23 protein-coding genes are annotated in these 24,352 nt (G+C 39.5%); 6 read left to right on the top strand and 17 right to left on the bottom strand.

Annotation, left to right across the window (positions count from 1 at the left end):
* Positions 1-29: 29 nt before the first annotated feature.
* The 3 genes from K364_RS27005 to K364_RS0121170 form a co-directional block, all read right to left on the bottom strand.
* Entirely contained in the window at positions 30-185 is a 156-nt protein-coding gene (locus K364_RS27005; protein WP_169734777.1) for a hypothetical protein, read from the bottom strand.
* A gap of 196 nt (positions 186-381) precedes the next feature.
* Positions 382-1,296, bottom strand: a complete 915-nt coding sequence (locus K364_RS0121175) for a M48 family metalloprotease (RefSeq protein ID WP_028309658.1) — start codon at positions 1,294-1,296, stop codon at positions 382-384.
* Positions 1,297-1,337: 41 nt separating this feature from the next.
* Complete coding sequence (locus tag K364_RS0121170; protein WP_035270619.1) at positions 1,338-1,883, bottom strand: LemA family protein; 546 nt, start codon at positions 1,881-1,883, stop codon at positions 1,338-1,340.
* 218 nt (positions 1,884-2,101) lie between these two features.
* On the opposite strand from K364_RS0121170, the gene K364_RS0121165 reads away from it, so the two are divergent.
* From K364_RS0121165 to K364_RS0121145, 5 genes are all read left to right on the top strand, one after another.
* The gene (locus K364_RS0121165) at positions 2,102-2,725 is read left to right on the top strand and encodes a CBS and ACT domain-containing protein (protein WP_028309656.1); all 624 of its coding nucleotides are present in this window, start codon (positions 2,102-2,104) and stop codon (positions 2,723-2,725) included.
* A gap of 128 nt (positions 2,726-2,853) precedes the next feature.
* The gene (locus tag K364_RS25160) at positions 2,854-4,035 is read left to right on the top strand and encodes an acetoin utilization protein AcuC (protein ID WP_051534301.1); all 1,182 of its coding nucleotides are present in this window, start codon (positions 2,854-2,856) and stop codon (positions 4,033-4,035) included.
* On the top strand, positions 4,001-4,678 hold the full coding sequence (locus K364_RS25155) for a hypothetical protein (RefSeq protein ID WP_051534300.1): 678 nt from the start codon (positions 4,001-4,003) through the stop codon (positions 4,676-4,678). Before K364_RS25160 ends, K364_RS25155 begins: the two co-directional genes overlap by 35 nt.
* A 153-nt stretch (positions 4,679-4,831) precedes the next feature.
* Positions 4,832-6,757 carry an acetate--CoA ligase gene (gene acs / locus K364_RS0121150; RefSeq protein ID WP_028309655.1) on the top strand — a complete coding sequence of 642 codons (1,926 nt, stop codon included), beginning with the start codon at positions 4,832-4,834 and terminating at the stop codon, positions 6,755-6,757.
* A gap of 277 nt (positions 6,758-7,034) precedes the next feature.
* Positions 7,035-7,781: an SIMPL domain-containing protein gene (locus K364_RS0121145; RefSeq protein ID WP_028309654.1), complete on the top strand. Its 747-nt coding sequence runs from the start codon at positions 7,035-7,037 to the stop codon at positions 7,779-7,781.
* Between the two features lie 171 nt (positions 7,782-7,952).
* On the opposite strand, the gene K364_RS25150 is transcribed toward K364_RS0121145, so the two are convergent.
* The 4 genes from K364_RS25150 to K364_RS0121125 all read right to left on the bottom strand — a co-directional run bounded on the left by K364_RS25150 (position 7,953) and on the right by K364_RS0121125 (position 12,127).
* Positions 7,953-9,977, bottom strand: coding sequence for an FAD-dependent oxidoreductase (locus K364_RS25150; RefSeq protein ID WP_084296141.1), 2,025 nt, complete (start codon positions 9,975-9,977; stop codon positions 7,953-7,955).
* A gap of 195 nt (positions 9,978-10,172) precedes the next feature.
* Complete coding sequence (locus K364_RS0121135) at positions 10,173-10,859, bottom strand: inorganic pyrophosphatase (RefSeq protein WP_028309653.1); 687 nt, start codon at positions 10,857-10,859, stop codon at positions 10,173-10,175.
* 36 nt (positions 10,860-10,895) lie between these two features.
* On the bottom strand, positions 10,896-11,339 hold the full coding sequence (locus K364_RS0121130) for a PPC domain-containing DNA-binding protein (RefSeq protein ID WP_028309652.1): 444 nt from the start codon (positions 11,337-11,339) through the stop codon (positions 10,896-10,898).
* A 200-nt stretch (positions 11,340-11,539) separates the two neighbouring features.
* Complete coding sequence (locus K364_RS0121125; protein ID WP_028309651.1) at positions 11,540-12,127, bottom strand: BsuPI-related putative proteinase inhibitor; 588 nt, start codon at positions 12,125-12,127, stop codon at positions 11,540-11,542.
* A 338-nt stretch (positions 12,128-12,465) separates the two neighbouring features.
* Here K364_RS0121125 and K364_RS0121120 point away from each other — a divergent pair, with 338 nt between their 5' ends.
* A complete protein-coding gene (locus tag K364_RS0121120; protein WP_028309650.1) occupies positions 12,466-13,593 on the top strand; it encodes a YeiH family protein in 1,128 nt (375 codons plus the stop codon).
* On the opposite strand, the gene K364_RS0121115 is transcribed toward K364_RS0121120, so the two are convergent.
* From K364_RS0121115 to K364_RS25925, 10 genes are all read right to left on the bottom strand, one after another.
* Positions 13,590-15,221, bottom strand: coding sequence for a nucleoside kinase (locus K364_RS0121115; protein WP_035270615.1), 1,632 nt, complete (start codon positions 15,219-15,221; stop codon positions 13,590-13,592). The genes K364_RS0121120 and K364_RS0121115 overlap by 4 nt on opposite strands.
* A gap of 142 nt (positions 15,222-15,363) precedes the next feature.
* A complete protein-coding gene (locus K364_RS0121110; RefSeq protein ID WP_028309648.1) occupies positions 15,364-15,816 on the bottom strand; it encodes a hypothetical protein in 453 nt (150 codons plus the stop codon).
* Between the two features lie 14 nt (positions 15,817-15,830).
* Positions 15,831-17,030, bottom strand: a complete 1,200-nt coding sequence (locus K364_RS0121105) for a hydrogenase iron-sulfur subunit (RefSeq protein WP_028309647.1) — start codon at positions 17,028-17,030, stop codon at positions 15,831-15,833.
* 13 nt (positions 17,031-17,043) lie between these two features.
* Positions 17,044-17,364, bottom strand: coding sequence for a 4Fe-4S binding protein (locus tag K364_RS0121100; RefSeq protein WP_028309646.1), 321 nt, complete (start codon positions 17,362-17,364; stop codon positions 17,044-17,046).
* A 17-nt stretch (positions 17,365-17,381) separates the two neighbouring features.
* On the bottom strand, positions 17,382-19,163 hold the full coding sequence (locus K364_RS0121095) for an adenylyl-sulfate reductase subunit alpha (protein WP_035270612.1): 1,782 nt from the start codon (positions 19,161-19,163) through the stop codon (positions 17,382-17,384).
* A 46-nt stretch (positions 19,164-19,209) separates the two neighbouring features.
* Positions 19,210-20,712 carry an SLC13 family permease gene (locus K364_RS0121090; protein WP_028309644.1) on the bottom strand — a complete coding sequence of 501 codons (1,503 nt, stop codon included), beginning with the start codon at positions 20,710-20,712 and terminating at the stop codon, positions 19,210-19,212.
* A 252-nt stretch (positions 20,713-20,964) separates the two neighbouring features.
* Positions 20,965-21,630, bottom strand: a complete 666-nt coding sequence (locus K364_RS0121085; RefSeq protein ID WP_028309643.1) for a Crp/Fnr family transcriptional regulator — start codon at positions 21,628-21,630, stop codon at positions 20,965-20,967.
* Positions 21,631-21,818: 188 nt separating this feature from the next.
* Entirely contained in the window at positions 21,819-22,043 is a 225-nt protein-coding gene (locus tag K364_RS0121080) for a hypothetical protein (RefSeq protein WP_028309642.1), read from the bottom strand.
* A 39-nt stretch (positions 22,044-22,082) separates the two neighbouring features.
* Positions 22,083-23,405, bottom strand: coding sequence for a YeiH family protein (locus tag K364_RS0121075; RefSeq protein WP_028309641.1), 1,323 nt, complete (start codon positions 23,403-23,405; stop codon positions 22,083-22,085).
* Positions 23,406-23,586: 181 nt separating this feature from the next.
* Positions 23,587-24,342: a PIG-L deacetylase family protein gene (locus tag K364_RS25925; RefSeq protein ID WP_051534299.1), complete on the bottom strand. Its 756-nt coding sequence runs from the start codon at positions 24,340-24,342 to the stop codon at positions 23,587-23,589.
* Positions 24,343-24,352 lie beyond the last annotated feature (10 nt).

The raw sequence follows: 24,352 nt of genomic DNA, 5'->3' as shown, positions 1-24,352 counted from the left end.
ATTCCTTTCCTAAGTTATAATAAAATTCCCTAGTTATTAATCTGATCGTTATCCTCATTAGTGGCAAATCCAAACTGGGCTTCTATTACAAATAATACCTGGGCTGCTACTGCAACTAATACCTGCTGAGCACTCTGATTAACTGTTTTTTGATTGATTATACTAGCAACAAATACATCTGGCATTTTTTTACCCCCTCTTATTGTTTTTCACTATATAATATGTGAGGGTAAGCTAAATGACACAGTTAATTCCTTTTTTTCCCACATGTTGAGGATTTATTTAGTGCAAAATAGCCACAATTAAATTGTGATTTTTTTCACATTAATTGCTGTAAATATGCCTATATAACTCTCCGTCGGTTAATTCGTTTAGACACTGTTACATATTTCTCAGCCTCTCAACTCTCTTTTCAATGGGAGGATGTGTGCTGAACAACGAATCAACATTTACCCTTTTTGCAAGAGGATTTACTATAAAAAGCCCTGCATTAGCTTCATTGGCAAAGCCATCTCGCTGCGCTTTTATGGGATCGTTATATCTGCCCAGCTTCTCTAGAGCAGAGGCTAGACCCATGGGATACCCCAGCATGTTAGCAGCAGTGGCATCGGCCAGGTATTCCCTGTTGCGGGAAACTGCCATCTGGGCAATTTTTGCAGCAATTGGTGCAAGGACTACGGTTATGATTCCAATAATTATAATAATGGGATTAGCCTTGCCTCCCCCTCTTCTGTTGCCTCTATAGCCTCCACCAAAGAAAAAGGCCCTGCGCAATATGGCTGATAAATAGACTAGTGTCCCGGCAAGGACAACCACTAAGGTAGCAAATAAAATATCGTAATTCTTTATATGAGCCATTTCATGAGCTACTACTCCCTCAAGTTCTTCCCTGTTAAGCATATTCATTAATCCCCTGGTAACAGCTACGGCAGAATTGTCAGGGTTACGTCCTGTGGCAAAGGCATTAGGCACATCTGTTTCAATCACATAGGCCTTAGGAGTTGGAATTCCTGCTGCAATTGCCACACCTTCAATTGTGTGGTATAGATAAGGTTCCCTTTCCTTGGAAACAGGTCGTGCATTTGCCATCTTCAAAAGAATTTTATCACTGTAATAATAGGAGAAAAAACTTCCAACCAGGGTAAAAATAAAAGCCAGTGTAACAAAAAAATAAGCAGATTGAGGGTCAAGGCTAATAGCTGCTGCGTAAACAACAGCAGCTATCAGAAAGATAAAAAGGGCTAAAAATATTAATGTATTCCTCTTGTTTCTTTGTATTTGCTGATAAATACCCATTTAATATTACCTTCCTATTTCTTAGGTAAGCCAATGCAAGCCTAAAATTTAACCTTAACAGCCTGACGAGCTTCCACATTTTCAACTTCAAAAAAGTCTGTTTCCTTAAAACCAAACATGCCGGCAAATAAATTGGCAGGAAACTTTTGAATTGCAGTATTGTAATCCATAACAGAGTTGTTATACCGCTGCCTTGCATAGCTAACCTTGTTTTCAGTTCCAGCAAGCTCTTCCTGCAGCATTAAAAAGTTTTGAGATGCTTTAAGCTCAGGATAATTCTCAGATACGGCAAAGAGGGTTTTTAAAGCTCCAGCCATCATGTTTTCTGCCTGGGCAGTTTCTTTTACTGAATCTGCATTTAAAAATGCAGTTCTAGCCTTTGTTACGCTTTCTAGAACCTCCCTTTCATGTGCCATATATCCCTTTACTGTCTCAACAAGATTTGGTATAAGATCATACCTTCTTTGCAGCTGGGTTTCTATACCAGACCAGGCATTTTTTACAGAATTCCTTAGTGTAATTAATCTGTTGTACATGAAAACTGCAATTAATATGAGGATACCTATTACTCCCAATAGTATTTCCATAGTATGTCTGCAATAAGGTAATTTACTTATTGCTGCCTCCCTTCCTGCTTTTCGTTATAGTATTATTGTACCACTATAAACATTCTACCTTGTTTCATAAACAATGTAAATTATTCCATTGCTATTATTACAACTAAAAATATTTTTTAGAAGGAATTAGGTTTATTAAAGAGAAAAGATTAAGGCAATAAAAATTTGCCTGGAGGGGGGCATATAAAATGCTGGTAAAGGAAATAATGACCCAAAATGTAATTACAGTATCTCCTAATACTAATATTTTTGAAGCGTTGGCATTGATTAACCAACATCGTATAAGACATCTTCCTATTATTAATGATACCGAACTTGTAGGCATTGTATCCGACAGGGATTTACGAGATGTAAAACCTTCAACCCTAGAAAGTGAGAATATGGATTTCCTCAAAGCCATTAAAGTGGAGCAGATAATGAAAACCAATGTGATAACCGCCCACCCATTGGATTCTGTTGATGAAGCTGCCGCCCTACTCTATCGCAATCGAATTGGTTCCCTGCCTGTAATAAATGGGGGTAAAATCGTGGGTATTGTAACCCATGGTGACTTGATTAGAGCACTTGTTGAATTAATGGGAGTTGACACCCCAGGTTCTTTAATAGTTATTGAATTCTTGGATAGACCTGGAGTTCTGGCTGATGTGGCTGAAATTATGAAGAAAATGGATATTAACATTAATAGTGTCTTCCTTAGAAAAGTAAAGGATAAGCCCGGTTTTTCCACCTTAACCATGCGGGTTGGTACAATGGTGCCAGATGGGATTATAAGTGAAATTAGAAAGGTAGGCTTCAAAGTACTCTGGCCCTAAGACATAGGGACGGTTCTTCTGTCTTGTTTTACGGATTGGGGACATAGTCGGCTATAGAGTTAGACCTAAAACCAAGTGTCTCCTTACCTAGTCATGTGTCCTTTTACCATATTGGGAGGTGTATAAACATGCCAGGTGCTGGAAAATATATATTTTCGCAACAGTTATCCCAGTACAAATTTGCTGAGGGACATCCCTTTGACCCTCTTCGTTTAGAAATAACTACTGACCTTCTTAAACATATGCATGTGCTTTTTTCAGATGAAATCGTAGCACCATTGCCAGCTTCCTTTGAAACCCTTACCCTTGTCCATGATCCAGGTTACATTGAATTAGTACAAAATGCCAGTTTAAAAAATTTAACCACTGGCAAAAATCTTTCCTGTGGATTGGGGACAGATGATAATCCCATATTCTGCAGCATGCATGAAGCAGCCAGTCTGACGGTAGGAGCTACCGTCAAGGCTGCTGAGCTTGTTCTTGAAACACGGACCGACCATTCATTAAATATTAGCGGCGGATTGCATCATGCTAAGCAGAATCAAGCCTCTGGTTTCTGTATTTATAATGATATAGCTGTAGCAATTGCCTGGATGAGAAAAAAGTACAGGATTAGGGTAATGTATATTGATACTGATGCCCACCATGGTGATGGAGTCCAGTGGTTTTTTTATAGTGACCCTAACGTATTAACTGTATCAATTCACGAGTCGGGCCGTTATCTTTTTCCTGGAACAGGTAATATTGATGAAATGGGCGTGGGTATGGGCAGGGGGTACTGCATCAATCTTCCATTAGAACCCTATACAAATGATTGTTCATATATGGAATGCCTTGAAAAGCTATTAACTGCATCTGCAAAAAGCTTTAGACCAGACATAATAATCAGCCAGCATGGATGTGACATTCACCACCTGGATCCCTTAACTCATATTTCTGTAACAAATAAAACCCTTTCCTATATACCACAGCTTATACATAGGCTAGCCCATGAATATGCCCAGGGAAAGTGGGTTGCTTTGGGGGGTGGAGGCTATGATATCTGGAATGTTGTTCCCAGAGCCTGGTCCCTGGTATGGGGAGAAGTTTCAAACAGAACTATTCCCAGGGAATTGCCCAGGACCTGGCTTGAAAAATGGGGCAGGATTAGTCCAGTAGCTCTTTCCAGAACATTATTCGACCCATCCTGTTCCCATGAAGACCACCCTCATATAGAGGAAATTCGGGAAAAAAATATAGTAAACTTAAATCGCCTCATGGGATGCCTTCAAGGAGGTGGACACCATATCAAAGGTTTACAGCAGCAATAATAATGCTCATATTGTCAAAGAATTAATAGTGGAGACACCTGCTGGCAGTATTGTTGTGGAAGGCCCCGTGGTGCCTGAATATATAAAGGAGCTGGACTTGGAGCCCTGTTTAAAGTCTTTTAGGAATCATGGATTGCAAAAAAACGCACTTATAGAAATATCAGCCCTGCCAGAGGGGAGAGTCTTTATAGCCAGACATGAGAAGCTTGTTGTAGGATATGCGGCATTTCACAGACCTGATGAGTACCAACGTTGGAGCCATCCAGATTTAGCTAATGTTCTCCTGGAATTAGGAGGAATAGAAGTCAGCAATCATTGGCGTCAGTATAGACTTGCCTCGAAAATACTTGAGGCTGCCTTCTCCACAGACTATTTTGATGACAAAATCGTAATCTCCAACGAGTATTACTGGCACTGGGATCTTGAAGATACAAACCTTAAAATGTGGGAATATAGAAACCTGATGGAGAAGCTGCTGTGTTCCGTGGGTTTTGAAGCGTGGATAACTGATGAGCCTGAAATAATAGCTCACCCCGCCAACATGTTTTCAGTAAGAGTAGGAAAAAAGGTTAATGAAGAAGCCATAGCACGTTTTAAAAGCCTTTGTATACTAGGTTACCAGCCATTTAAGGACTCCCCCTAAAGGGAGTCTTTTATTATCCTTCCATTTACCTTTTAAAATCTTCATATTATCTTAAATATACTGCAGTAAGCCTCATTTCTCTTTCTTTTATTTTACGACCAACGTAATATAGAATAAATATCTATCTATATCACTTGAGAGGGAGGAGTATCATTGGAAGAATTATTAAGAGAAGAAAGAAAATTTTATCCATCTTCCACTTTTACAAAACAAGCAAACATACAGGATAATAGTATATACGAAACTGCTTCAAGGGATTTCACAGCATATTGGGAGAAGGAAGCAGAAAATCTCTATTGGTTTAAAAAATGGGATAAGGCCCTGGAATGGGAACCGCCCTTTGCCAAGTGGTTTATCAATGGAAAAATTAATGCTGCATATAACTGTCTTGACAGACATGCAGATGGCCTCCGAAAAAACAAGCCGGCAATTATCTGGGAGGGTGAACCAGGAGAATCAAAAACTTTAACCTATGGTGACCTGACCAGAGAAGTAAAACTCTTTGCAAATGTTTTAAAGAACCAGGGCATACAAAGGGGAGATAGGGTTACCCTGTATATGCCCATGATACCTGAACTGACAATTGCAATGCTTGCCTGTGCTAGAATTGGCGCGGTACACAGCATAGTTTTTGGGGGTTTTAGCTCCCAGGCTCTACAGGAGCGCATTAATGACTGCAAATCCAAACTTGTCATTACAGCTGATGGCGGCTATAGGCGCGGGGGAATAATCCCGCTAAAGCATAGCGTAAATGCAGCTGTTGAAAATTGTCCATCAGTTGAAAAGGTTATAGTGGTCAGCCGTATAGGTGATAATGGTCTAGCGTCAATGCACCCAGGCAGGGATTTGTGGTGGCATGAGCTCATGGCAGACAGCTCAGACCACTGCCCTGCAGAGGAAATGGATTCAGAGGATATGCTGTTTATTTTATACACAAGCGGTACCACAGGCAAACCAAAAGGCATAGTGCATACAACAGGTGGTTATTTAACAGGAGTTGCTTCAACCCACAAAATGGTATTCGATTTAAAGGAAGATGATATTTACTGGTGTACTGCTGACATTGGCTGGATAACAGGGCACAGCTATCTAGTTTATGGGCCTCTAGCCAATGGTGCTACCACTATCATGTACGAGGGTGCACCTGATTGGCCTGAAAAGGACCGTTTCTGGGAAATAATTGAAAAATACAAGGCAACTATTTTCTATACTGCACCAACTGCAATAAGGGCATGTATGAAGTGGGGCTCAAAATGGCCTGAAAAAAGGGACCTGTCAAGCTTGAGGCTATTAGGAACTGTAGGAGAACCCATTAATCCTGAAGCATGGATGTGGTACCACAAACATATTGGAGGTGAAAGGTGCCCTATTGTTGATACCTGGTGGCAAACTGAAACTGGTCAAATTCTCATATCACCTTTACCCGGCATTACTGCCACAAAGCCTGGTTCAGCAACCAAACCCCTGCCGGGTATAAATGCCCAGATAGTTGATGCAGCTGGAAACCCTGTGCCAAATGGGACAGGAGGATTTCTAGTACTTAAGTCTCCCTGGCCTGCCATGCTGCGAAATATTTATGGGGATACTGATAGATTCATATTCCAGTACTGGAGTAGGTTTGAGAATACTTACTTTACAGGTGATGGAGCAAAAACAGATGAAGATGGCTACTTCTGGATAATGGGCAGGATTGATGATGTAATTAATGTAGCAGGCCACCGTATTGGAACCATGGAGGTAGAAAGTGCTTTAGTGGATCATCCCGCTGTTGCCGAAGCAGCGGTTATCGGTCGGAGCCATGAGTTAAAAGGCCAGGCAGTTGTAGCGTTTATTACCCTTAGAGAAGGCCACGAGGGAAATCTTGACCTTGCAAAGGAAATCAAGCAGCATGTGGTAATCAAAATTGGTGCCCTGGCAAGACCGGAAGAGATATTTTTCACAGAGCTTCCCAAAACCCGCAGCGGAAAAATAATGAGACGTTTGTTGCGAGATATTGCAGAAAATAGATCCCTGGGTGATACCACCACCCTTGCAGATGCCAGTGTTATTAACCAGCTTAAACTGCTGCAGGCTAACTAGTGATAATTAGTTTATTTGAATAATTCCATAGGTTAAAGGGGGCATGAAGCATGTTTCATTAGCCCCTTTTCATGTGTAAGTACCTGTTAACAAAAACATCTTAACTAAATAATGGTAAGCCTCTCTGCTTTGTTCCCAGAAACTTACTGTAATGCTCACTGGCAGTGCTGTTTAGCATTATATTATTATATTTTTGTTTAGCATAGTTTGTGGGAACAATATCTTTTTTTCCTCGTCTAAGTTAGTAAAGCACCACATAAAAAGAGAGGGGATTTACATGAAAAACAAAAAATTACTGCTTATTTTGGCCGCATTTCTAGTTTTATCACTGCTAACATTTAATAGTGCATCAAGTCCTGGCATTGCATCTGTTCCTGACAGCAGCGGTGTAATTAGAGTAATAGGAGAGTCCATGCTTACAGCATCTCCAGATCAGTGTATTATTGTCCTGGCAGTGGAGACTATTGGCACTGATGCTAGAACAGCTGCGGCAGAAAATGCTAAATCCATGGATAAAGTAATAGCAGAATTAAAAAGGCTTGGATTAAAGGATGACCAAATTAAAACAGGGACTTACAGCCTGCACACACAACTTGACCATGGATACCCAGAAAGACCTAAAGAGCAGCTGCCTACCCAGTACAGGGTTTATAATTCATTAACCATAACCCTTAATAATTTAGAAATGATTGGACAGGTTATTGATAAGGCCATTGCCTCAGGGGCTAATCAGGTGCAATCAGTTCACTTTGAACTTAAGAATAATGAAGCTGTTAAGCTGCAGGCACTGCAGGCCGCTACAGCACAAGCTAAATCTAAAGGTGAAGCAATTGCAAAGGGTGCTGGCGTAAAAATAACTGGAATTAAATCAATTAGTGAGGAAGGCTCAGGTTATTCTCCCTTTAGAGCAGCATTTCAAAAGGAAATGATGATGGATGAAACGGCTGGATTTGATCCTCCCACCACAATAATACCAGGTGATGTAGAGGTATATGCCAGGGTTGTAGTTGAGTATAGTTTTTAAATATAAAGAGATAAGAGCAAAGCCCGGCAATTGTCCGGGCTTGTTCATTATTTAAATACAATCACCCAGTGAACTACCGCGGCACAAGGACACGCGGCTTCCGGCAGTTATGGGGAATCCTTTGCAAGGGGAAACTTTACAATAAAGCTGAGACTATTAAAGTAAACTTTCTTACTGAAGAATAGACCTGTATTCTCCCCTGTGGAAAACTTCCTCCACGGCGAATTGATGCCGTAGATTGGGATAAGTAGCGTTCTTTATTAGCTCATGGGCTGCCATAAATCCTTCTGAAATTGCTTCCCTAAGTTTTCGTGGTTTTTTAGCGTCTCCAATTACTGCAACTTTTAACCCCTTTTGCTTCAATTGGTCCTCAAGATGGTTGATAGGGCCTGCACCCATGGACAGTACAACATGATCACATGGAAACCAGTGTTCCCTCCAATTTTTATCAAGGACCACTACCCCATTTATCTCTATCCTCTGAACCTTATAGCCTGTAAAGGCCTGAATCTGAAGGTTTCCCATTTCTTCCAAAAAGACAGTTCTTGTGATGGGTTCCATGTCATCTGCAAGGGTTTCCTCCATCTCCAGAACGGTAACTTCAATACCTTTTAACCTCAGGTAAAGGGCAGTTTCACATCCAACACTGCCGCCACCAACTACAATGACCTTTCCCCCAGCCTCATATTGACCAGCTAATATTTCCCATGCAGTTGTCACATTGGGGCTGTTTACACCTTTGATACTTGGAATAATAGGGGCAGCACCTGTTGCAATGACAAAACAATCTGCATCCATTCCCTGGAGTATTTCTGCCGTAGCTTCCGTTTTTAATTGTATATCTACTCCCAAACTGCGAATTTGTGTCTCTAAATATTCAATACTCCAGCGTATCTTATCCTTGCCTGGAGGAACAGCTGCAATTCTAATTTGACCACCTAGCTCAGATTCTCTTTCAATTAAGCTTACCTTATTACCTGCCTCTGCTAATACCCTTGCAGCCTCCATCCCGGCAGGGCCACCTCCAACTACAACAAAATGCTTGGAATTATAGGAGAAGGGGATTGAAGGGTACTCAATTTCTCTGCCAGCTACCGGATTAACTGTACAGCGAATGTGGAGGTTTTTAAACACACGTTCACTGATACAACCAAGATTGCAGGTTATACACTTCCTAATATCTTCATCCCTATCCAGCATAACCTTTAAAGGCCATTCAGGATCAGCAATAAGTGTTCTTCCAAGGGCTATAAAATCTGCCTTTTCTTCATTGAGAAGATTTTCTGCCACTTGTGGGCTGCGAATGTTGCCAACCGTTATTACAGGTATGCCAACTACTTTTTTTATTTGCTCGGCCAGGTAGGCTCTCCAGGCCTCAGGGTAATTCATTGGCTCCAGGATAGTATGCATGGAAGCATAGGTTCCAGAAGAAATATGTAAGGCATCTGCACCTGCTTCCTCCAAGATTTTTGCCATTAATTTTGCCTCTTCTAGATTGATGCCGCCTTGTATAAACTCATCTCCACTGTACCTAAATATTACAGGAAAGTTTCCTTTTGTTTCCTTTTTAATTCTCCTGACAATTTCCGTGGGAAACCCCATACGCCCGGCAGTATCTCCACCATACATATCTGTTCTTCTATTACTTGAAGGAGACATAAACTGGGCCACAAGATAACCATGGGCTCCGTGTATCTCTACACCATCATAGCCTGCTTTTTGGGCTCTAATGGCTCCCTGGACAAACTTGTCAATAATATCCTCTATCTCGCTCAACGTTAGTTCTCTAGGAATAATTTGTAAATAAGGGTCAGGGATGGCAGATGGCGCAACTGGCTGTAGTCCCCTGGTATTTTCTGTGGTGGTCTGACGGCCAGCATGGTGTAGTTGGGGAACTATTTTAGCTCCGTGCTCATGAACAGCTTCTACAAGCTCATTGTGGCCAGCTATAAATGCGTTACTGTGTAAATCAAGCTGCTTGGGAATGGCATACCCACCTGGAGAATCCACACTTACTAATTCTGTTATAATTAAACCCACACCCCCCTTGGCCCTGGCTCTGTAGTAGTGTACCATTGCCTGGGAAACCCCACCTGTTTCATTAGCCAGATTTGTCCCCATTGCTGGCATGACTGTACGATTTCTAATTGTCATAGTTCCAATTGATCCCTTTTCAAAAAGCCTTGGATATTTCATCTGCTTGTTCACTCCTTTTAATGTATTATTAATGCAGCTTCTACCTTCTCAGGTTTAGTATTAGCAAGTAGATGACAATTAACCCAAGGTTTCTATAGTAATCCGTCATTATCTTCTAATATTTTAACATCCTTGTTCAGGAGCTTATCATGTGTTGCCAGGGAGAAGTAATAGATATTGAAGGTTCAAAAATGGTCAGGGCTTAAATTTTAGCACTGAACTTAAAGCCTGTTTTACATCACCATATTTATCAGCATAATCAGCATGTGCCGCCTCAATAATTTCATAGGCTTCATCCCTGCCGTATATACCCAGTATCTCAGACTGGGTTTTTTTGCTGCCTGGAGCTTGCTTGTATGTAAGAAAATAATGCTCTAAACGTTCAATTACTGCTGAAGGACAGCTCTGGATATCTGACCAGTTTTCATATAGGGCATCATTTTTCATTACAGCAATTATCTTATCGTCAGCCTCTCCACCATCAAGCATACGAAAACCCCCTATGGGCCGGGCTTTAAGTAATATGTCACCATGAGGCACTAGCTTTTCAGTTAAAACACAGATGTCTAGAGGATCCCTATCCCCTACTATATCTGTCCTTCCAGTTTTTTTATTGCATATACCTGCCACCCTTTCCCCGGAGTATGTTTGAGGGAGCATGCCATATAATGTGGGGCAAATATTTGAATAAGTCTGGGGTCTATCCACTTTTAGATGTCCACTGTATTTATCAATTTCGTACTTAACAGTATCACTTGGTACTAGTTCTATGTAAGCTGTTACAACCTGGGGCTGCTCATCACCAAGGGAAACCCCATGCCAGGGATGTGCCCGAAAAAGCATGCCTAAAATCTCCCATAATTCTTTCTTCTTTTTACCCATTTGCATTATTCCTCCAATAATTATATTAAAATATTTTTAGACTTCTAAAAGTTCAAATCCTGTCTGGGGATCCACTTTTCTTTTAGCTGAAGAGTTTACAAGTTCCATGATTATTACCTCTCCATAGAGCCATACATCTACACCCTGGCGAGTACAGCCTGCTATGGTATCCTTGCCATGACCAAAGGCTGAATGCATATGGAGCTTTAATACACCCTCTTCATTCTTAAAAATAGTTCCAACACCTAATGACTCGCTAACCCTGGGAAGAGGCAGTGTAACTGGTATAGGCTTTATAGCAGAGCCGTCTTCAGGACCAACCACAACCTTACTGCCTTTATCTGCTCCCCCAATAAAAAAAACAGAGGCAGATTCTATTTTCTTTTCACGAGCAAAGTCCTCAATTGTCTTTGGAATAATATCCCCTTTTTCCAGGCGTAAGATAAATATCCTGCCAATACTAGCTTCTGTATATTTCAATTATGCTTCCCCCTATCTCTTTTTTCTTATTGTTAACAACTAGTATACTGCAATAGCCTTACAACATACAACATTACCAAAAATATAATTATTTAGCACTGGTAAAATATTATGAAATTATGTTGGTGATAGTACAAGAAGACCCTATTAAGGTCCATTTGCCCAGCCTGTAATAGGGTTTCCAGCAGGTTTTAATATTTTTAAACAATCCTTATCCTTAAAGAAACACGCTGACTCATTAGCTCATCAGCCACATTCTCTCCTTGAACTGTAAATACTCCAGTTCCCACGAACTCCCCTTCATTAGTCCTTTGATCCCAGTTTGCTCGAAAAACTTGCGATTGTCCTGGCTGAAGTACAAGTCGTTCAACTACCTGGGCAAAGACCCTATCTGCGGACCACTGCCATAGAACCCGACCTGCAGTTCCCCTGCGAACATAAAAATCAAACCTCTGGGAAGTTGGATATCTTAAGGCAATGGGATGATCAGTAATATTTGTCTTGACTAGTGTCATCCTTACAGGTTGACTTCGGCGATAGAGCATTCTATCAGTCGATAGGACATACAGCAGACCTCTTATTACTCGTACAGAAAAATTTGCCGGTGGTCTTGGTGAAGGTACAGTAGGTGGTACTATTGGGACTGGAATAATGATTACAGTTCGTGCTGATATTCTAGTAGGGTTTCTTATTTCATTGTAATTCATTATTTCTTCAACTGTGGTATCAAAACGCTGGGCCAGGTTTTCCAAAGTTTCTCCAGTCTGTATCTCATGGGTAAAAAACATAAAAATCCCCCCTTTCAAGGTTATCCATAATAGATTTAACAAACTAAGTTTCTATCTATTATATGCTTGACAGGAGGACTTTGTTATTTGGGTTAATTTTTCCTTTACACCTTTCTTTTTATAAAAAAAAGATAAATGAATATCAAAGCCAAAACCCCTATCTGAAGAGCGTTAAAGGATTAATATCATCTAAAATATCCTATTTAAAATCTTTATTGTTGTGTTTATGCCATATCCATTTGTTATCAAGGGCTTAGGATATTCGAATAACCACACGAGGGCAAAGTAAAGTATAATTAAGTGCAATACCCCGGAGGTTAAAAAAGGAGCGAAGGTTTATGAAAAAAATCAAACAAGTACTGCCAGGTATTGCTTTCTGTTTTGCAGTAATGCTATTAGGTGGAGTAATTGCAGATATTATTGGTCAAGTAATTACTAGATTACAGGGTCTGGAAAATGCCTCCAGCCCAATCTCAGGAATTTTCCTGGCTGTTATCCTGGGACTATTAATTAGAAATATCTTTGGATTACCCCTTATTTTTAAGGATGGTGTTATTTTTTCCATTCATTTTATGTTAAAGTTTGGGATAGTTCTATTAGGCATCAGGCTAAGCTTTCTGGATGTCCTCAAGTTAGGCTCATGGGGACTGCCAATTATTCTTGCTAGTGTATTGACTGGACTATTTGTCACCCTTTGGATTACAAAATGGCTGCATCAATCCCAAAGACTAGGCGTACTAACTGCTGTAGGCACTAGTATTTGTGGTGTAACAGCCATTGTAGGAACTTCCCCAGGGATTAAGGCAAATGATGAGGAAATAGCTTATGCCATTGCCAATGTAACCCTATTTGGTATTATTGCCATGTTTTTTTACCCATATTTAGCTTTTTATATTTTTCAAAATGATCCAATCAAAGCTGGCCTGTTTTTGGGAACAGCAATACATGAAACTGCCCAGGTTGCCGGTGCTGCGTTAATCTACGATCAAGTTTATAATATGGCTCAGGTAATAGATATTGCAACGATAACCAAGTTAACCAGGAATTCTCTGCTTGTAGTAATAGTTCCCATAATGTCTTACTATTACCTGAACATTGTTGCTGATAGAACAGGTGCTAATGACAAAAACCTGTATAACTGGTATAAACTAATACCCTTATTTGTATTAGGCTTTCTATCCCTGGCTATTATCAGAACTATAGGTGATGCTGGAGTAACGTCCCAGGGACTAGCCTTTGGTGCACTTAATCCAGACGCCTGGCAGACCCTCTGGAGAAGCCTAAGCACGCTAGGCTCTAAATACATGCTGGGGATTGCCATGGCAGGCATAGGACTTGCAACTAATATTGGTGTATTTAAGGGCCTGGGTCTTAAACCTTTTTACATTGGCATGGTGGCTGCCATATCAGTAACCATTATAAGTTTAATTATGGTGCATTTACTGGGTGGGTTTATTAAATTCTAGCCTATAAACTCCTTGATAATGGAATTCAAAGGTATCTCTTTTCCATCTAAAGGCAGCACATAGGTCAAAAACCTTAATAATCTCTGTGCCTCAATATAATCAGGGCTTTCCCTGGTTATTTCAAGTAACAGGGGCTGTGCATATTCTTTTAAGACTGCCAATTCATATATTAATGATGAATTAAACATTATATCTGCGTCTTCCTGGAAGGGAAATATATTTCTATCCTCTCCCCTTCTGACTGAAGGCCAGATTCTTAAAGTATCTAAAGCGCTAAGGCCTCTAAATTGATGGTCTCGAACAAGCCTTCTAAGCTTTCTTATATCAGTAGTAGGAATTCTGTTATGATTGTCAATGTTTAACTGGGTTAAACATGAAATATAAATTTTGAATTTATGATCCTTGGGTATTGAATAGGTTAGCTTTTCATTTAGGCCATGTATTCCTTCAATAATAATGGGCTGTTCAGGCCTTATTTTTATTTTATGACCTAAAAATTCTCTTTTTCCAAGCTTAAAATTAAAAACAGGAACCTCTACCTCTTCCCCTTGAATAAGCTGGGTCAGGTGTTCATTTAATAATTCCAGATCCAGGGCCTCAATGGCTTCAAAGTCATATTCCCCATTCTCATCAATGGGAGTTTTATCTCTATCTACAAAATAGTCATCCATTGATATGGATATGGGTTTTAAGCCATTAACCATTAGCTGAATCATAAGCCGTTCAGCAAAGGTTGTCTTTCCTGAAGAGGAAGGGCCGGCAATAAGGATAATATTACCCCTATCCTTGTATTTTTCTATTTCATCTGCAATATTTGCAACCTTCTTCTCATGAAGGGCTTCAGCCACCTTGATTAATTTTGATATACTTCCATTGGCAATGGCTTCGTTTAAATCTGCAATAGTATTGACCTCCAAAATTTCTGCCCATCTTTCAGCTTCATAAAATATTCTTGCTAACTTTGGTTGGGGCTCAAAGGGAGGTATGGTATCTGGATTTTGGGCTAAAGGAAAACGTATTATTACGCCTGGTAAATGAAATTGGAGAGTAAATTTTTTTAAATATCCGGTACTAGGAACTAGATATCCATAGAAAAAATCATACATCCACCCACATCTGTAGATCTTCCCTTTAGATGAAGGCAAAAACTGCAGCATTTTAATTTTATCGTGTTGTCCATAACCTTCAAATATTTCTAATGCTTCTTCTTTTGAAACCTCTATCTTTTCTATAGGCTCATCAGCATCTATTATTTCTTTCATCCTCTTCTCTATGTTTTTCACTAAAGCTGTTGTAAGTGATTTACCCCTTATTTCACAATATAATCCCTTTGAGAGTGAATGTTCAACCATTACATCACAGTTGGGTATCACTTCCCGGGCAGCTCTTATGAAAACAATACTTAGACTTCTTACATATATCCTGTTGCCTATATCAGTTGTTAAATCTATGAAGCCTACTTTAGATGGTTCATAAATCCTGTAGTGAAGATCCCTGAGCTCATTATTAACTGCTGCGGCAACAAAGGGGTATGCCGGCTGCTCAATCATTCTAGTGATTTCCAGCAAAGAGGTCCCAGGGTTAATCTCTAAATTCTCACCTGTATTGAAAGTAACATTGATTGTCATAAAGCACCTCCATGAATTCCTTTTTTTACACAATAGTAATTATTTCTTCATCTGACACTTAATTTCCTACTGGAAAATATGTATATATGGTGAAGATTATAAGACAAAAGTAAAGCCCTGGGTTATAAATCTCTCCAGAGCTTTACATTTTAAACGGGTTAGGCCCATAGTTTTCAATTAAGGACACATATTCCTCAATGGTATTACCTAAAACGTTATCTCGTTTACCAGATTTTCGACAGTATTTAACCTGATTAACAGCTAAATTTATAATTTTTTTGCAAAGATTGGTTGCATCTTTAGTGTTATCACATGACCAGGCACACTGTTCTCTAATATTAGCTACTTCCAGGGGTGCATCAAATAGAAATTTTAGCTTTTTCTCCATGACAGAGGGTGAACATCCGGCAAATACTGTTGGTTTCTGAGGACTGCTGAACAGCTCAATTTTTAAGCTTTTAGCCACCTCTTCACAGAAATTTTGGTGCACAACCACTTCACACCCATGTTTTTCAAAGCTTTCTTTAATATTAAAAATATCTATTTTGTTGTCCAAGCACTTTTCATAGCTGCATATTAATAGGTTTATGCCCATATTTACCTCCAATTTCAACTAGCTAGTATAGTGGCAATAGCGTCCATTATCTTCTTATCACTGGAATCTGGAACTACAATTGCACCGGCTTTACATGAAGCTGCACATGTTCCACATAAACGACAGGCCTTTGCATGGATCTGATAACTGCTATCTCCCTGGATTTTAACAGCACCATATGGACATATCTGCCTGCAGAAACCACATTTATTACATTTTTCCTGGTTTATTGCAGAGGCCTCCTTATAGCCCTCACCTAGAGAAATATAGGTTAGTCTCTCCCTCTCCAAAAACTGCTCTTCCAAATTTTTTTGAAAATTTTCTATTCTATATCTAGCCAGCTCATTGCCCTTTTTCCTTTCACACTGACTGGCTTCACATCCTGCAATCAAAACTCCATCTAACCCTTCTCCAATGGCATCATTTACTGTAATCATATTAACTGCACCTGAACAAGGCACTCTGATTATATAAAGGTTAGTTGGATATTTGGCACCCATATGTCCCATTAGGTCTGCTTCCTCATAAGCAAAGTCACAAAAGAAACCCGCTATTGCCGGAAGGCTTTCACCTGGTATTGCTTTTAACATATGGCTGATTTCTTCAATCTTTAAGCTGGGCAATGATATAACTCCCAGGGGGCAGCCACCCATACATACGCCACAAGCTTGGCAAATCTGTCTATTAATCAATGGGTAGCCATTCTCTTTTAAGCTAATGGCATTGTTGGGACACTCCTCTAAACAGCGTTTGCATTTATCACATTTTAGTTCATTGATTTTAGCACATTTCAAGATACAGCTATCTGGTTCTGTATCCGGATCTGGTTTTGCTTTTATAATCCTGTTTAGACCCATTTTAATAAGTATCAAGCCCTTTTGTGTTGCTCCTTCCATATCATGGACCCAGGCACATTGCTCTCTAATATTCACTATTTCAAACAAGCCTAATGAAATGCCTAGATTGGTTGCATAATTTGTAAGAACTGTACCTTTAGCAAAGGGGGAGCAGGCCGCCACAACAAACCTATCAATACTATTATCCATGGCAAGCTTTTCAAAGGTGTCTCGACCCACAGGACTGCATAACATATCAACTTCAATAATGGAAGAAATATTCTTATCTCCAGTCAACTTTTCCTTGATATATGTTATGTCAATTTTCTTATCAATAAGAGAATTGCAGCGGCATAATACTACTCCTACCTTAGACATTTTGGAAATCCTCCTAGTTATTGCGAGTTTTTATAACATACCTTTCTACTTTGCCATTTATATCCACACAGGTCCACATGATTTTATCCGTTCCTACTTTTGGGATGAGCTTTGCCGGATAGTACCCTAGCTGGTAAGGGAGTTTCGTCTCTATAGCACCTTGTGGGCATATTTTTGTACATGACATGCAGTCCCAGCAGTCCCTGCTGGCTCTACATTCAGCCTTGTTATTTTCATTTAATTTCATTAAATTACCTGGACAGATTTGATCGCACAATGGTTCTTCTTCTGCTTTGCATCCATCACATTTATTAATGTCAATTTTGGGTGGCATAAGGTGATCCCCTCCTTTTATGGTTTTAACCTGTCGCCAGGTACTATCTGTTCATATTTTCTTTTAAAAGCTTTTACCTCTCCAGTTTGTAAATCCTTAACAGTATTTACAAAGTAATCTCCATACTCAGCATCATTTTTTTCTGGATAATCAGTTCTAGTCTGCCAGCCCGGCCATCTTGTCTCTTTTCTAAACATTAAATGATGAATTAGAACTTCTGCCACATCCAGCCTGTCTATTACTTCATGGGCTGACATTAAGTCAAAGTAATCTTCTGCTATAAGGTATTTAACCTGGCTTTGAAGCATTGTAATATGCTTTAGAGCATATTTTAGCTGCTCTTCATTCATTCGAAAGAATTGATGAACTCCACCAGCATATTCATCCATTAATCTCTGCATCCTTTCCTCCATCTCTAGAGGTTTAATGCCATCGCCTTCTTTTGCCATTCTGAACAATGGTGCATAGATTCTTTCCTTTTCATCTTCAATCTGCCCTTCCTCAACCTCAACACTTGAGTCCCCCACTTTGGCTATATAATCTAATGCTCCCCTTGCTGCAAGAAGCCCCTCTGCTGCGCAGCCACCAACAAATTTATTAGGTACTCCACCTGCAACGTCACCACAGGCAAATAAGCCAGGTACGCTAGTACTCCAATCTTCTGCATTTAGCCAATAGCCGCTGGCTGTGTGTCCCCCAACAATATATGGATCATTTCCATATATCTCAATAGGTTCTTCCTTTAGGTCCTGGCCCCTTGCAGCTAAAAATAATACATAAGATGGTCTTTCATTTAAATAGTCTGTTTTCATGTCCTTTATATCTTTATCTGACATTTCTCTTGTGTCTACAAAGCATGGGCCTCTGCCTTCTAACCATTCTTCCATTGGGGCATTAGCTCGTATATATCTTGGTGCAGTTTCTCCTCCCACATCAGCATATCTTTCCTGAAGTATTTTTTCACCCTTGGCATTTATCATGGGAGTTCCGTAGCCTACTGATATAGTATCAATAGGACCATTAAAATCCTTTGTTCTGGTTGCACACCATCTCATTTCAAAGGTAGTCATCTCAGCCCCTGCCCTGATGCCCATAGCATAGCCGGCTCCATTATTAAATGGGCAGTACCACATTTGATGATGACTGTCTGTTGCATCACTGGTGTAGTTTTTATACAACCCAGCTGCCCCACCAGTTGCCACACACGTAGCCTTGGCTTTAATTATATACATTGCTCCATCTTTAATTCCAAATCCAAAGGCACCGACTACCCTTCCATCTTTTATAAGATAGTTTGTGGCAATTACCTTGTTTATTACCTCACAACCATATTCTTTAACCTTTTCCGCCAGGATAGGCTTCATGGATTCCCCTTGTATAACTATATCCCATTTGCCTCTATGAGCATATTCACCGGTTTCTTCGTCCTTTTTAATTGGCAGTCCCCATTGCTCCCATTCTTCAATTGGCTGGTTGAGGTTCTCTGCTATTTTAATAAAAAGATCCTCTCGCAATAGTCCCCCTGCCTGGGACCTGCTCCATCTTACAAATTCATCAATGGTTTTGCCCTTTTTAAGATAGGTGTTAATTGCATCCATTCCAGCAGCCAAACACCCACTTCTATCAATATGAGCCTTTTCCAATAAGGTTACTTTTACATCTGGGTTAATTCTTTTTGCTTCAATTGCTGCAAAGCAGCCAGCGTTTCCTGCACCAATTATGAGGAAATCTGTTTCCAATACTTTTACAGACACCTCTTCAGAACTTTTGGGAAACTTTTCTTTTGCTGTTGCTGTCAATATATATCGCTCCTTTCATTTATAATGGCTACTGGCCATTATACTGTTACATCATTAATGGATATCCTATTAATGGCAGCCAAATTGCCATGGTTACTATTGTATAAACATTACAAATTATTGTTAAGGGCACTCCAAATTTTATTACTTCTCCCATGGACATACCCGATGCTCCCCATGCTATAAAGAAGGCTGTAATTGACATGGGCAGCAAAAATGCATAGCTTAAGCAGTTAGTAACAATTAAAGAGAAAGGTAAAACATTAAAACCAAGCTCAGGTCCCAAGCTCATTGTTAACGGTATGAACATTGCACCCATGGCTGCAGCACTCACAATTCCTGCCCTTGGGATCTGGATAACGAAAACCACCACTATTAAAATCAGAATTGCAGGTAGGCCAATTATAATGTGCTCTACAGGGTTAAGAATTAAGCGTACCATCCAATCAACTGCTCCTGATCTAAAAAGTGCTGTTCCCAGGGAAATAGCTCCTCCAAGAAGAATCCATACATCCCACATGATATGAGGAGAGATTTCCTTGAACTTAATTTTACTAAAGGGCAGAAAAATCAAGACCAACAGTATTAAGGCTACCATACCTGTTCCAATATTATGAAGGTACTTTTCAGTAACCCACAGAAAAAGACATATACCAAGGGATATTAAAGCCCACTTTTCTGGCCAGGTAATTTTACCTAATTCCTTTTTAAGTCTAGGCATTTCATCTGCTGCTCCTGGTATCTCAACCTTCCACAATTTGTAATATGAAACTACATATATAAATACTACAGGCATCAAACCCCATAAGGGAAGGTTAAGCACCAGCCAGTCTGTCCAGGTTATTGTATAACCAATTTCCCCCATATAGCCAGCCCATAATATATTTGGGAAGTGGGCAGTTAAGATTAATAGACTTGTAAACAAGGGCATAAGTCCAACTACCAAGAGAAATAACCCCTTGTTCATTCTTTGCACCTCAGGAAGATGTTCCTTATCCTTTGTTAGAGAGCTAAAGCCCTTTGCCAGGGGAAGCATCAGGCCAGTTTCAGCAACTGTGGGCAAGAAACCACTTATTGCAAAGTCTGCTGCTGATAAGCCAAAAAAGATTCTGGGAACCCTTACTGATCTAAATAAATCGGTTATCCATACTGTAATCCTTTTACCCAGTGGAGTTGCCGTCATAATGGCAGCAAAAGTGAATGCTCCAATTGCCAGGAAAAAGGCATCACCTGTAAAGGCATTAAAAGCTTCTCCTATTTTTAAGTCTGTAAGCATTATTATTAGTACTGGGGATGCAAAACCTACAACAAAGCCATGCAAGCTGTTTGTTATTAAAACAATCATGAACCAGAAAAAAATACCTAAAATTGACTGACCATTAGGTTCTAAACCAGGTATTGCAGGGCCATAATGGAAACCAAGCATTATTGCAGTAGCAATTAATAGACTAATACATTTTTTCTTTTCTTCAGGTGTCAAGCTGCTTAATACACCCTGGTTAACTAGAGTATTTTCTGTTACTGTCGAAGTATTAGACTCAGAACTCACCCATATTCCTCCTTTAAAATTTGTAATGACCTACCGACAAGTATTTATTTTACAGCCACGTGCCCCCCTTCCTATAATATCCCCTTATAGTGCCTATTGCATTTGTTAATATTATAGGGGAGTATTAGGCATGGGGCGGTCAGGTATCTTGCAGTATTATGGTCTTTATAATTGCAAAACCATAGTCATTTACATGACACTATCTAGGTCAGCTGGATGACATTTTGTGTAAAAAATAAACCCCAAAAGGGGTTAATATATTTTTGATTGCAGCTTATTTTTGTTGGTTACGATTATTTTTTTGTCATTAATCTTTATTACTCCCTCATCCTTAAACTCATTAAGTATTTGGGTAACACTTTGCCTTGTGGAACCTATAATTGCAGCTATTTCACTGTGAGTAAGCTTGATATTTAGCACTATACCATCAATTGTCTGGCATCCGCATTGGTCTTGTAAATGTAATAATAGACTGGCCAGGCGGCCGGATACATTATAAGTAATTAAGTCGTATATAATCTCTTCAGCTCTTCTTAACCTAAGGGCCAGCATTCTGTTGACTTTAAGTGAAAGCTCAGGCATTGTTTTTAATATAGTTTTCCAATCATTATTTTTTACAGCCAACAGAGAGGCGTTATCAATAGCCTGGGCAAAGCATTTTCGCGGTTCGTCAAGTACGGCTTCTGCCAGGCCAAATAATTCACCAGAATGTCTAATTGCCACTGTAATAGCGTCACCATCGCTGTTTAATCGATAGATTTTTACCAACCCACTTTCAATTAAATATACATAGTCAGGCTGGTCACCATTAGCAAAAATAATATTATTTTTCTGGAAATTCAACTTAAATGCTATGTCTTTATATATTTCTTTCTCTTGAGCGGTTAAACGAACTAGGAAATCATTTTTTTTAATCACTGAAAGACCTCCATAGCCTGGGTAGATTATTTAAATAATAACACAGTTTAAATTATATAATCTATTAAAAATATTTATAGATGAATATAAAAAGAAACTTGATTTTTGCTAAATCTTTTTTGAAGCAGCGGAAGCCTTACGAAAAAAACAAGAAGCCTGGTATAATCTACCAGAGCCTCTCATCTTTTTTATTCAGTATTTGTACGTTTTTTCAATTCTTTATATGCTTCATCAATGGCTGGAATATCAGCCCACCAGATGTCACCAGCTCCACTGGTTTGCCCGGTAAACTTACCCTTGTCAGTAGAAATGATAAACAAGGCTCCCCCTAGTATAACTATAAATAACATTAAGTTTATTATTTTTATCCATGTAGGCAGCTCATGATTATCTTCTTGATTGTGATTATTCATATGTTCATCTCCATCACCTCATTGAAGTCCAACCAATAATTAAAAGGGAAGTTTAAAGAAATAACCACTAAAGAAAATATATGCAGCAATTAGAGTTAAAATAACATTGAATGACTGGCCAATAAGGTATAAGGTTAAGGGTTTTCCACCCTTTACCATTTTAGCCATTTCACCAAAGTTAGATTCCAGGCCAATACTGACAAAAGCTAAAGTAAAGAAGAAGCCTCTATACCCATCAATTGCTTCTAGTGATGTTTCCACTAGAGCCTCTGGAATAAACAAAGAAAAAACAATGGATGCACCGATAAAACCTAGAATAAACTTGGGCATGCGAATCCAGATTTCCTTTGGACCCACACTTGTTTCACCTAGTGATCTTTTCTCATAGACTACAACCCAAAATATTGCAATTCCAAAGGCAATAATGCCCACCATAATGTTTTGCACCATCTTAATTACTGAAGCAACTTCCATGGCATTATCCCCCAGCATGGCCCCGGCTGCAACTACTGCGCCTGTAGAGTCTATGGTCCCGCCTAGCCAAGCACCGCCAACAATGGGATCAATATTCAATAATCTAACCAGGGCTGGCATTCCTATCATCATCAATACAGTAAATATCAATGTAACTGAAATGGCCAGGGATATTTCTTCTTTTCTAGCCTTGGAAGCTGCCCCGGCTGCTATTGCAGCCGACACGCCACATACTGAGGTTGATGCTGCAATGGTAATAGCCAACCCCCTGTTTTCCTGCATTTTTAAAAACCTCTGGGAAAACCAGTACATGAAGATTACCACTATTGGAGTTACCACCCATGCAACTCCCAGCCCCATGAGTCCCAATGCCAGCATACGGTCAAACAAGATTGAAGCACCCAGTAGCACTAATCCTGTCTTAATGTAAAGCTCTGTATGCATGGCCCCTCTTAAAAATATGGGGGTCTTTATGGTATTGCTGATAAGCAAGCCAATGACAAGTGCCCAGATCACATCATTAAACCCATAGTGTCTCCATGGAGCATAATTTCCTAAAATATAGGCAACTATAGCTAAAATAAATATTACTGGAAAAGCTGCCACAAACTTGCCAAAGATCTCTCTTTTAGTAAACCAGATTGATAAGGAAAACACTGCTAAACATATTACTCCAGTCAAAAGGATCCCTGAAACAATATCCCCTGGAACAGAAGCAAGGATTGATTCAACACCCTCACGTCCCCATCTTTTTGGAAGTGCAGGTTCGGTCAGAATACTAACCAGTGCACCAGCCATTATAACAACTCCTAACCATACTGCCCACCAGTCCTCTTTCCTCCATAGTTCAGAAATACCGCTTCTTTTTAATTTGGAATCTTGACTCAAAGGCCTAACCTCCTAATTGCTTAAATTTAATAAATATATATTTCATCCATATTCCAAATTCCCCTTGTACATATTTCTTATGGCAGTTATAAGGGTTCATAATATCCTATCTATCCTGAATGATTTAGAAAAATTGAAATAAAAAAAGGCCCTGTTATTTATCCAGAACCTATTAATATTTTTACTCTATTCGAAATGTTTCAGCATGTTTTAAAACAGTTTTTTTGGCAGAATATCTTGCAAACAGTTTTATTAAAAGGTCATATACCCTATGACTAAATCTAAGTTGACTTTTATGACACCTTACAGCTCTAACTTTTTTCTCAATAGCGTCAGAAATATCAATGATACTGTTAGGTCTCCGTGAAGCATAATAAACTATTTCAGGCAGTTTGCCTTTTATACCTTTAGCAGCCTCAGTAACAACCTTTCCCACAGCAATATGATCTGGATGCCTTATTGCCCGAATTGGATACCTATAATCAAAGGTAAATACCACATCCGGTTCAATTTTGGCAATAATCCTTTCTATGACAGGTGTTAGCAGTTCACTTTCTGCCAGCTTTAAATCTGGAAAATGAAGAAACTCAAGTTCAGATATTTTTAAAGCCCTGGAAGCATTCCTTTGCTCATTTCTTCTAACAGGGGCAAGGTTTTTGCGTCTCACACCCTTTTCGCCATCTGTTATATCCACTACAGTTACTCTATACCCCCTGCCTGTTAATAAAGCCAGGGTTCCTCCAGCAAAGAATTCCAAATCGTCAGGGTGGGCACTAAAAGCAAGTATATTTTTATAAGTATTTAATATTTTTTCGCCATTGTAGAGGGCAATTTTCTCACCAACAGATAATTTCATGGCAAATAATCTTTTTAAGTAAAGTCCTGAAAGGACAGCTAAGCCCCCCACAGCAATGGGTAGTTTTTTGCTAACCCTCAATTTAATTACC

The sequence above is a fragment of the Desulfitibacter alkalitolerans DSM 16504 genome (assembly GCF_000620305.1).
GTDB classification, from domain to species: Bacteria; Bacillota; DSM-16504; order Desulfitibacterales; family Desulfitibacteraceae; genus Desulfitibacter; species Desulfitibacter alkalitolerans.
This window is presented reverse-complemented; position numbering and strand designations above follow the sequence as displayed.

Bases quoted from the DNA above. Each gene is read 5' to 3' on its own strand.
- K364_RS0121145 (WP_028309654.1), top strand. From the start codon at position 7,035: ATGAAAAACAAAAAATTACTGCTTATTTTGGCCGCATTTCTAGTTTTA.
- K364_RS0121080 (WP_028309642.1), bottom strand. From the start codon at position 22,043: ATGAATAATCACAATCAAGAAGATAATCATGAGCTGCCTACATGGATA.
- K364_RS0121170 (WP_035270619.1), bottom strand. From the start codon at position 1,883: ATGGAAATACTATTGGGAGTAATAGGTATCCTCATATTAATTGCAGTT.
- K364_RS0121105 (WP_028309647.1), bottom strand. From the start codon at position 17,030: ATGTCTAAGGTAGGAGTAGTATTATGCCGCTGCAATTCTCTTATTGAT.
- K364_RS0121175 (WP_028309658.1), bottom strand. From the start codon at position 1,296: ATGGGTATTTATCAGCAAATACAAAGAAACAAGAGGAATACATTAATA.
- K364_RS0121165 (WP_028309656.1), top strand. From the start codon at position 2,102: ATGCTGGTAAAGGAAATAATGACCCAAAATGTAATTACAGTATCTCCT.
- K364_RS0121115 (WP_035270615.1), bottom strand. From the start codon at position 15,221: ATGACAATCAATGTTACTTTCAATACAGGTGAGAATTTAGAGATTAAC.
- K364_RS0121100 (WP_028309646.1), bottom strand. From the start codon at position 17,364: ATGCCACCCAAAATTGACATTAATAAATGTGATGGATGCAAAGCAGAA.
- K364_RS25150 (WP_084296141.1), bottom strand. From the start codon at position 9,977: ATGAAATATCCAAGGCTTTTTGAAAAGGGATCAATTGGAACTATGACA.
- K364_RS0121110 (WP_028309648.1), bottom strand. From the start codon at position 15,816: ATGGGCATAAACCTATTAATATGCAGCTATGAAAAGTGCTTGGACAAC.
- K364_RS0121120 (WP_028309650.1), top strand. From the start codon at position 12,466: ATGAAAAAAATCAAACAAGTACTGCCAGGTATTGCTTTCTGTTTTGCA.
- K364_RS27005 (WP_169734777.1), bottom strand. From the start codon at position 185: ATGCCAGATGTATTTGTTGCTAGTATAATCAATCAAAAAACAGTTAAT.
- K364_RS0121125 (WP_028309651.1), bottom strand. From the start codon at position 12,127: ATGTTTTTTACCCATGAGATACAGACTGGAGAAACTTTGGAAAACCTG.
- K364_RS0121135 (WP_028309653.1), bottom strand. From the start codon at position 10,859: ATGGGTAAAAAGAAGAAAGAATTATGGGAGATTTTAGGCATGCTTTTT.
- K364_RS25160 (WP_051534301.1), top strand. From the start codon at position 2,854: ATGCCAGGTGCTGGAAAATATATATTTTCGCAACAGTTATCCCAGTAC.